The following is a 9,734-nucleotide window of genomic DNA, read 5'->3' on the forward strand; positions in this document are numbered from 1 at the left end:
ATTCCTTATGAGGGATCGGCTGATCATCACCAATGGCGACGAGGCGGTGGCGCGAATGCGAGAAGCCCGCATCGAGGGGGAGATTCTGCCGTGGCGCGATATTCTGTATGAAGGGCCGGTCCCCGCGCTGCCGCTTGCCGAGCTTTCCGACGTTCGCGCGCGCTTCCTGGCAGAGCGCGGCTGGACCTCGGAAGAGGAGCTTCGCGCGGCGTTCCGCGCTCGCGACGACGTCTTGCGCAGGCATGCCGAGTTTGGGGAAATCGTGCTCTGGTTCGAGCACGATCTCTACGACCAGCTGCAACTCGTTCAGGTGCTCGATTTTCTCGCGGGCGAAGGCCGGCGCGAGGGCGTGTCGCTCATACAGTCCGGGCGCTATATCGGCACCGAGACGCAGCGTGGCCTGAAGCAGCACCTCCACCTCAAGGAACCGGCTACGGACGCGCATTTCGCGCTCGCGCGGCTCGCATGGAGTGCGTTCCGCTCCCAATCGCCGGAGGCCTGGGCGAACCTGCTGCGTCTCAGCACGCACGTTCTGCCGTTCCTGCGCCTCGCGATCTTGCGACTCCTCGAAGAAATGCCCGATCGTCGCACCGGTCTCTCACGCACGGAAGCGACCATCCTCTCGCTGATCCACGACGGCGTCCGGCATCCGTCCGATATCTACGAGGCCTATCGCGAAAGCGAGGTGGCGCTGTTCATGGGCGACTGGAGCTTTTATTGCCTGCTGGATGCGCTGGGCGATACCGCCGCGCCCTTCATCGCCGGGTTTAACGGCCGCGCCTTCTCGCCGGGTCTGCCGGAAGACGCACGCGACGCCTATTTTTCCTCGCGGCTTTCGCTCACGCATCTGGGTGTTTCGGTGCTTTCCGGCCAAGCGGACGCCTTGCAGCATCGACGCATTGACCGCGCCATCGGCGGCGTTCACATCACGTCGCTCGCGCCGTGGCGATGGGACGGGGACGCCCGGTGTCTCGTGCCGCCCGAGCGAAAAGTCTGACCACACGCTCACGCAGGTCTCGGCGCCTAACCTGAGCGTGTCCGGTCCCCCAAATCCGTTGAGCGCAGGCGGCTGGACTAAAAGCCGTTCCCTTCCACAGCCCATTCGCCCTTGAATGACGCTCCATTCGTATCCCGCGCCTCCGCTCGTATGCTCATCGCCCCGTTCGGGCGATAGGTAAAGCGGACGTTCGGGTCTTGGGAAATCGAGATCGCTCCAGACATCGACATCAGCAGATTCTCCCCCTGCCAGATCTTGAGTTCCTCGATGTAGTTCGCCGGGACGTAAGAGCGGGTGATCGGGTCCATCTCAAAGCCTGAGTTATTTGGATGGCGGATCATGATTTGCATTTCACGAGATGTCTTCTCGCCAAAGCGCTTCAATTTCATCGCGCCTGTGTCCGTCCGCACGCTGTCTTTGGGGGCCGGCGCGCCGCAGCCGCCCGAAGCCCGGATGAACTTTTTCACGACATACACCTTGCCGTCCGACAGTTCGGCGACGCCGTGAATGTAGGTATAGGCATTGATGCGCACACGGGTCGAAAGAGCGTCGACGCCAGAGGAAGGGCCGAACGCGAAGGCCCCGGCGAGTGGCGCAGGGTTCTCGTCGATGACCAGCCAGAATTTCCGGACGGACCGTGCATCGCCGACCGGAAGCGTCGTCTTGAGCGTGACTGGAACGATGGCGGCGTCATCGGCGCGGGCCGGCATCTCCAGCGCCAGAAGCCCTGCCCCGTCCTCAAGGGGCCTCTCGCCGAACAGGTTGTATCTGACAGCGTCCCATGCCTCTTCGGACATCTCGGGTTCCGGGGCCTCGTCGGCGCGACCTGGCAGCGGAGACAGGGCGGCAAAAAAGACGGCCGCGAAGACGGCAACGACGTGACGAAGGAAAGCGCTCCTCATTCCCACTCCATTTCTGCATAAGCCGCAGTTGCATTGCGGGCGTTGAATTCGCCGAAGAGACTCCAGCGATCCTGCTCCGAGCGTGCGGCGGTCGGAGCTTCGGAGATCGGCGCGCCCTTGCGGATCAGACCGCGCACGTCGGCGGCCAGCCGTTCCAGATAGCGGCGCTGATCGCCGAGGCCAGCGGGCCAGTTCTGCAGGACCGGACCGTGCCCCGGCACGACCTTTCGTGCTTTCATCTTTTCAAGGTCGTCGAGCGCGCCGAGCCAGCCTCGAAGATGACCATCGAGCACGGGCAAGTGCTCCGCCATCACGAGATCGCCGGAAAACAAGGTTCCGCTCGACTGGTCGAAAACGGTCAGGTCGTTATCGGTATGAGCCGTCGGCCAGGCCTTCAGCGTGATGACGCGGTTGCCGAGATCGAGCGTCGTCTCGTTGGACACGACAAGCGTCGGCGGTACGATGGCGACACCTTCCATGATTTCAGACCCAAGAAGCTCGGTGAACTTCTGCAGATAGAAGGGGCCGCGCGCGGCAAGTGCTGCAGACAGTTTCCGATGACCCACGAAGGTCGCGTCTCCCTTTGAAAAAGCGGCGTTCCCGAAGATGTGGTCCGGATGCATGTGGGTCGAAACGACATAACGAACAGGCTTCGACGTAACCGACCGGATGGCGGCAAGGAGACTGCGGCCTTCGCGCATGCTCCCGCCCGTATCGATCACCGCGACGGCATCGTCACCGACGATGAAACCGACATTGGCGATCGCCCCCCGGTTCTCCGCCGTCATGAGCGAGACTGCACCGATGAAGACATGGACACCGGGCGCGATTTCCTCCATGGGCAGAGGTGGCGGCTCTCCGGCTTCGGCAAAGGTGCGCGCGAGCGTCACGATAAGCAGCGCGAAGCTTAAGCAAAAGCGACGCACCTTCTACAAACCGCCGTGAGCGACAGTCGCCTTATGGGGTGCAGAACCTGCGCGATGGCTTCCCGTCTCAGGCACGGCTGCCGCGAGCGGCGCAACAAGAAGCGCAGCCGCAGTTTCGCCATTCGAGCTTAACATGAGCGCGGTTTCCTTCCTTAAGGCCGCGATGCGCGGCTGTTTCCTCGATGGTCCGGCCTTTTGCTGCCGTTTTTTGTGCTGATTGGAGGCAGACAGTCCGGCTGCCTCAGACTTCAAAATCTACCTTACCAGAACAGCCAAGTCAGCCCATGATCGCGGGGCAGACGCCTCCGGCATTGGTCTAGGTGGTCCGATTCCGACATTTGCATCCGTTTGCAGCACGCTTGCGAGCAAATGTCGGGATCGGACCACTAGCAACATCATGATTCTAGTGGAGCTTTTGAATTCGACATTTGAGCGAGAGCTCGCAGCAACTGGGACTCAAATGTCAAATTCGCTCCACCAGGTGACCGACTCTCCCTCGATCCGCGTCCGCCGTCCGATCCCGTTGCATGGCGCGCAAGTGGCGACCATGCGGCTGTCTGTTCCGCCGCCATGCCGCTCAACCTTCGGAGACTTTGACGCAACGGCGCAATCATACTAAAATTCAACGCTTCAGCCGCATGGTGGGCGGCACAGGCTTTTTGACCCGGTGCATTGCTCGTGATGCGTTTCGCTTCAAAAAACATCCCTCCGACCGAATTCACCGCCATCGAACACGCGCATTATCCTTCGCAGCCCTACCTGCCGCTGCCCTCGCATCGAAAGCGCGTGGCGGTGACGGCGTCCTCGGCCGGCGCGCTCATCAATTTCTGCCATGGCCTGATCCTCGACATGGTCAATCGCGGGCACCGCGTCTTCGCGTTTGCGCCCGAATTGTCGAACAGCGATCTGCGCATCCTCTCGCATCTCGGCGCGGAGGCTTACTCCCTGCCGCCACAGCTCGCGCTCTGGGACAAGTACCGGCGCATGCGCGAACTCTCGAACCTGTTCGGCGACGTCGCGCCGGACGTGCTTCTCGTTGAATCCGCCCGCAACGGCATGGTGAGTGTCGCGGCGGCGAAGATCGCGAAGATCCCGCATGTCGTGACGGTGGTGCCAAGTTTCGGCCCCGCCTTCATGGAAGGCGCGGCGGGCGCGTCCGCGTGGAGCCACCGGCAGGCAATGAAGACCGTCTTCCGCACCGTCTTCTCGTGGAGCGACGCGGTGGTGTTCCACAGCGCGCATGACATGAAATTCGCGGACGACACGAAGCTTCTGCCTCCATCGAAACCGGCGGTCGCGGTCGGCGGGTGGGGAGAGGATCTGCACCGCCATGTGCTTCGCGCGTTGCCGCCTCTCGATCGGGGCGCGCTGTTCCTCATGGCCGCGCCGCTCGACCAGCTTCAGGGCATTCTCGATTATTGCGAAGCGGCGAAAACCATGCGGCTCAAGGCGCGCCGCGCGCGATTTTTTCTCGCGTCGACGCCGGGTGAGGCCATTGCGCCGGTCGACACCGCGATCCTGAAGCAGTATCGCGAGTTCGTGCAGTATATCGGCCCGGTCGACGATGCGGGTTCGCTCATTTCAAAGTGCCATGTGGTGGTCGCACCGTCGTGGGGCAACGGCGCTCCGCGTCCGCTGTTTCAGGCGCTGGCACTCGGTCGACCGGTCATCACCACCGACACGCGAAGCTGCCGCGACTTCGTGCAGCAGGGGCTGAACGGCTACAAGGTGCCCGTGCGCGACCCCGATGCGCTCGTTCGCGCGATGAGCCAGATCTTGCAGCGGCCGGATCTCATGCCGCTGATGAGCGAAGAATCGCGCCGCCTCGCCCTGCGGTTCTACGACATGAACGCCGTCAACGCGCTCGTTCTGGAGACGCTGAGCCTTTAGAGACGATGCACGGGCAGGCCTCCTGGAGCCGGTCGCACCCGCCTACTCCGCGGCGTGGCGCTGCATCACCATCGACGTCAGCAGCGCGCGCAACGCCGCCGGTTTGACGGGCTTCTGCAGGAAGGCGTAGCCCGCGTCGTTCACGAGGCGGCGCACTTCATAGGAACCGTCCGCCGTGACGATGATGCCGGGCAACTCCGTTTCGCAGGCGGCAGAGACGGTCTTGATCGCTGTGCAGCCATCGGTGTGGTCGAGATGGTAGTCCGACACGATGATATGCGGCACGATCATCGCCTTCTGCAACTGGCTGATGGCGTCCTCCGCGTCGACTGCTGTCATGACCTGACATTGCCAGCCCGAGAGCAGGGTGCTCATGCCATCGATGATGCTGCGTTCGTTGTCGATGCAAAGCACGATCGTGCCGCGCAGATCGCCATAGGGGGCCGGTCGCGCGGGGAACGGGCGTGGCTGCTCCATCTCGATCCAGCGTGCGAGCGGCACGTTCACGGTGAAAGTCGAGCCATGTTCGAGCTTGGAGCGCAGGGCGAGTTCGTGACCAAGCACGCGGCACATGCGTTCCACGATGGAAAGTCCGAGGCCGAGGCCCGGCGCGTGGATGTGGTGATCGAGCCGCTGGAATTCCTTGAAGATGAGGTCCTGCTGATGCTCTGGTATGCCGGGGCCGCTGTCATGAACCTCGATGACGAGGTTGCGGCCATGCCGGCGGCAGCCGAGCACGGCACGGCCTTTTTCGCGGTTATATTTCAGCGCGTTCGAGATCAGGTTTTGCAGGATGCGGCGCAAGAGCTTTCGATCCGAACGGATGAGCGCGCCGGAATCGAGGATCTTGAACGAGATGCCGCGCGCCTTGGCGATGGGCTCGAAGTCTATGCGGATCTGTTCGAGCAGGTCCTTGATCGGGAAAACGGTGAAGTCGGGCTTCATCGCCCCCGAGTCGAGCCGCGAGATGTCGAGAAGCGCGTTCAGGATTTCTTCCACGCCGTCGAGCGACGCGTCGATGTTTCGCGCGAGACGACCGAGTTCGGCGGGCGGCGACCGCTCGATCAGGCTCGCGGCGTAGAGCCGCGCGGCGTTCAACGGTTGGAGAACGTCATGGCTCGCCGCCGCGAGGAAGCGCGTCTTCGAGAGGTTCGCTTCGTCCGCCTTGGCCTTGGCAATGGCAAGTTCCTGCGTACGCGCCTCCACCCGCCTTTCGAGGGTCTCGTTCGCCCGCGCCAGCGCCTCGGCGGCCGCCTCGCGCTCGGTGATGTCGGTATAGGTGATCACGATGCCGCCCTGCGGCATGGCATTGGTTCGCACCTGAAGCACGCGCCCTTCGATGGAGCGCTCGTGGAAGCTCTCCATGGTGAGCTGATATTTCGCGATGCGATCGGTAACGAGTTCTTCGGCCGCCGTGGGGTTTTGATGCACGCGCTGGGCCATGTAGCGCAGAATTTCGTCGAGCGGCGCGCCGACGCGGCCGAATTGCTGCGGCAATTGCAGGATCTCGCGAAATTGCCTGTTCCAGCAGATGAGATGCATGTTCTTGTCGAACACGGCGATGCCCTGACGCACATGGTCGAGCGCCAATTGCAGCAGGTCGCGGTTGTACTGGACCGCCTCGGACGCTTCGTCGAGGAGGCGGAGCGCCGATTCGCGGCCGACATTGAGACGCCTCAGCATCAGGGACATCACAAGCCGCGAGGACGGCGCGCCGATGGCGCTTGCAAGCAGGTTTTCGGTGAAACGCAGCGCGTGAACGTCGCCCTGGGGATGGCCCGTCCTGGCGATGCCCCGGCTCTCCATGTAGTCGGTAAAGGCGCGTTGCGTGCGCTCCTCGCCGAGATAACGCGAAACCGTTCCGATGAGTTCATCGAACGAAACCGTCGTGCGCCATGGCTTGAAGGCTGGGCCATTGGCCGGTTGCGGGTTCGGGTCTTCGATGAAGACGTTCGTCTGTAGGCGCTCGATGGGTTCGAGCGGGCGCAGCAGCGATACGGAAACAAAGGCGAAGACGTTTACGGCGAGGCTCCAGACGACGCCATGCGTCAACTGGTCGAAGTTCATGTAGAACAGCATTTCGGGGCGCAGGAACGCGATGCCGAAAGGGCCGTCCTTGAGGAAGGCCGCGCCTTCTGGCGACGAGAGGATCAATTTGGGCAGAAGCAGCGTGTAGGCCCACACGGCAAAGCCCGCGAGAATGCCCGCGACCGCGCCGCGCGCCGTCGCCCTGCGCCATACCATGCCGAGAAAGAACGCGGGCGCGAATTGCGCGATCGCGGAGAAGGACAACAGCCCGATTTCCGCGAGCGACGCATTGCCGATGTGATCGTAGAGGAGATAGGCGAGCAGGATCACCGCCAGCATCGCCACACGCCGGATGTCGAGCAGCACGCCGCTCATGTCGCGGCGGTTCTGCACGACGTTCGCGCGCCGCTTGAGGATCAGCGGCATCAGGAGGTCGTTGCAGACCATCACCGACAGCGCCACAGTCTCGACCACGACCATGGCCGTTGCCGCCGACAGCCCGCCGAGAAAGGCGATGAACGTGAAGAACTCGCTGCCGGCGTTCAGGGGCAACGCAAGCAGGTACATGTCGTGCGGAACGTTCTGTCCCTGAAAGATGAGCGTACCCGCCATCGCCACCGGCACGACAAACAGGTTGATCGCCACGAGATAGAGAGGGAACAGCCAGGACGCGCGCTTCAACTCCTCCTCGGAGACATTCTCCACCACCGTCACATGAAATTGGCGCGGCAGGAGGAAGATGCAGACGAAGCTGAGCCATGTCACGGTGAGCAGCGTTCCGCCGTGAAGGCCCGTGCTGAAGATCTGCGCGATATGGGGATCGTCCATCGCTCTGGTGATGAGCGGACCGAAACCGCCAAACATGCCGTAGACGATGAACAGGCCGACGGCGAGGAATGCCGCAAGCTTGACGACCGACTCCACCGCCACGGCCAGCATCAGGCCGCGCTGATGTTCGGTTGCGTCGCTGTCTCGTGCGCCGAACAGGATCGTGAAAGCGGCGAGTACGAGCGCGATCACGAAATCCGTATTGGGCGAGGGGGCGGATGGCAGTCCGGCCGCTGTCGTCGAAGAGTTCGCGAGAAGCACCGCGATGGCTTGCGAGATCGCCTTCAGTTGCAGCGCGATGTAGGGAAGCATTCCCACCACCGCGACAATGGTGACGACAGCGGCCACAGCCGGATTTTTGCCGTATCGCGCGGCGATGAAATCGGCGATCGAGGTTATGTTCTGCGATTTCGAAAGAACGATGAGCCTGCGCAGCAGCGGCATGGCCGCCGTGAAGGCGATGATCGGCCCGAGATAGACCGCGATGAAGTCGAACCCCTTCTCGGCGGCGGAGCCGATGCTGCCGAAGAACGTCCACGACGTGCAGTAGACGGCCAGTGCCAGCGCGTAAACGTAAGGACGCCCGAACAGGGTGCGGTTCTTCTTGCCGGCGCGGTCGCCGTACCAGGCAATGGCGAAAAGCGCTCCGATATAAAAGAAGGAACACCCGATAATGACCCAGCCGTCGATCATTGTTCTCTCATGTTCAAGCTGGATGAAAGCTGACGCGGGTCAGCCATGCGGACCTGGAATGTCAATGTAGAACCCGCACCGACGTTAAGCAACAGCGCTGCGTCTCGCCCGGCTTCCGATGAGCATATATTGCGCCAACGCCCCCGAAGGCAGCGCTTCCGCATGCGCATTCCGGCAATGCCCGCCAAAATGTCGCGCCAATCTCTCGCGACGTGTCTCTGTCGCGGCATTTGGCTGTGCCTCACCTCTACCTTATATGTCTCGATGTAACGAAACCGAAAAGCCTCCGACATGCCGACATCCATCGCCGACGCTCCCGCACCGCTCGCGGGACGCGGACCGGACCTTTCTCCCGCCGCGCTCGGGTTCACGGGATCACCGTCGAGCCATCGCGTTGTCGTGGCCATGTCGGGCGGCGTCGACTCGTCCCTGACGGCCGCGCTCGTCAAGCGCGCGGGCTACGATACGGTCGGCGTGACGCTGCAGCTTTACGACCACGGCGAGGCGACAGCGCGGAAGGGCGCGTGTTGCGCGGGCCAGGATATCATGGACGCGCGAGGCGTGGCGGACCGGCTCGGCATACCCCATTACGTGCTCGACTACGAGGACCGTTTCCGCCAGTCCGTGATCGACGAGTTCGCCGACAGTTATCTGGCGGGAGAAACCCCCGTTCCGTGCGTGCGCTGCAACCAGACGGTCAAGTTTCGCGATCTTCTGGCGACGGCGCGCGAGCTTGGCGCCTCGGCGCTCGTCACCGGACATTATGTGCGGAGCGTCCCCGGAGCGTGCGGCATCGAGATGCATCAGGCGGTGGACCCGGACCGCGACCAGAGCTACTTTCTCTTCGCGACAACGCAGGCGCAGCTCGACTTCCTTCGATTCCCGCTCGGTGGCATGACAAAGACCGAGACGCGAGAGATGGCCGCAGCCCTTCATTTGCCTGTTGCATCGAAGCCCGATAGTCAGGATATCTGCTTCGTGCCCTCCGGCGACTACGCGTCGATCATTCGGAAGCTCAGGCCGGAAAGCGGCGAGCCGGGCGACATCGTCCATGCGGACGGACGTGTGCTGGGCCAGCACCCTGGCATCATCAATTTCACTGTGGGCCAACGCAAGGGCCTCGGCATCGCAACGGGAGAACCGCTGTTCGTGATTCGGATTGAGCCATCGGCAAGACGTGTGATCGTGGGGCCGCGCGAGATGCTGCGGACCGCGCGTCTTTCCTTGCGCGACGCAAACTGGATCGGGGGCGGCTCGTTCGATGAAGCCGTGGCCGGCGGGCGCTCGCTGTTCGTGAAGGTTCGCTCTACGCAGCCGCCGCGCGAGGCCCGCCTTTTCGCGGAGAGTGGCGACGTTTGGGTGGAGCTGCCGGGCGGCGAATTTGGCGTCGCGGCCGGTCAGGCTTGTGTCTTTTATGACCGCGCGGGCGGCGCGGCCCGCGTGCTGGGCGGCGGATTTATCGAAAGGGTT

At 62.9% G+C, this 9,734-nt stretch carries 6 protein-coding genes; 3 read left to right on the top strand and 3 right to left on the bottom strand.

The genetic code is table 11. The features are described 5' to 3' along the window. Positions 1 to 7 precede the first annotated feature (7 nt). Positions 8 to 997, top strand: coding sequence for a DUF1835 domain-containing protein (locus tag QM659_RS06160; protein ID WP_415187752.1), 990 nt, complete (start codon positions 8 to 10; stop codon positions 995 to 997). Between the two features lie 77 nt (positions 998 to 1,074). On the opposite strand, the gene QM659_RS06165 is transcribed toward QM659_RS06160, so the two are convergent. Then, positions 1,075 to 1,899 (bottom strand): quinoprotein dehydrogenase-associated SoxYZ-like carrier, encoded by an 825-nt coding sequence (locus QM659_RS06165; RefSeq protein WP_415187753.1) that lies wholly within the window; start codon positions 1,897 to 1,899, stop codon positions 1,075 to 1,077. Then, on the bottom strand, positions 1,896 to 2,825 hold the full coding sequence (locus QM659_RS06170; RefSeq protein WP_415187754.1) for a quinoprotein relay system zinc metallohydrolase 2: 930 nt from the start codon (positions 2,823 to 2,825) through the stop codon (positions 1,896 to 1,898). Before QM659_RS06170 ends, QM659_RS06165 begins: the two co-directional genes overlap by 4 nt. Before the next feature lie 681 nt (positions 2,826 to 3,506). Between QM659_RS06170 and QM659_RS06175 the strand changes: the two genes are divergently transcribed. After that, entirely contained in the window at positions 3,507 to 4,715 is a 1,209-nt protein-coding gene (locus tag QM659_RS06175; protein WP_415187755.1) for a glycosyltransferase, read from the top strand. A 42-nt stretch (positions 4,716 to 4,757) separates the two neighbouring features. Here QM659_RS06175 and QM659_RS06180 read toward each other — a convergent pair whose 3' ends face one another. After that, positions 4,758 to 8,264: a NahK/ErcS family hybrid sensor histidine kinase/response regulator gene (locus QM659_RS06180; RefSeq protein WP_415187756.1), complete on the bottom strand. Its 3,507-nt coding sequence runs from the start codon at positions 8,262 to 8,264 to the stop codon at positions 4,758 to 4,760. Positions 8,265 to 8,555: 291 nt separating this feature from the next. On the opposite strand from QM659_RS06180, the gene mnmA reads away from it, so the two are divergent. Beyond that, the coding region (gene mnmA / locus QM659_RS06185) for a tRNA 2-thiouridine(34) synthase MnmA (protein ID WP_415187757.1) at positions 8,556 to 9,734 on the top strand (1,179 nt) is incomplete at its 3' end.

The sequence above is a fragment of the Rhodomicrobium sp. genome (assembly GCF_047605405.1).
Lineage (GTDB): Bacteria > Pseudomonadota > Alphaproteobacteria > Rhizobiales > Rhodomicrobiaceae > Rhodomicrobium > Rhodomicrobium lacus.

What these genes read in the sequence shown, in the direction of transcription:
- QM659_RS06160 (WP_415187752.1), top strand. Translation starts at nt 8, where the DNA reads ATGAGGGATCGGCTGATCATCACCAATGGCGACGAGGCGGTGGCGCGA.
- QM659_RS06165 (WP_415187753.1), bottom strand. Translation starts at nt 1,899, where the DNA reads ATGAGGAGCGCTTTCCTTCGTCACGTCGTTGCCGTCTTCGCGGCCGTC.
- QM659_RS06175 (WP_415187755.1), top strand. Translation starts at nt 3,507, where the DNA reads ATGCGTTTCGCTTCAAAAAACATCCCTCCGACCGAATTCACCGCCATC.
- QM659_RS06180 (WP_415187756.1), bottom strand. Translation starts at nt 8,264, where the DNA reads ATGATCGACGGCTGGGTCATTATCGGGTGTTCCTTCTTTTATATCGGA.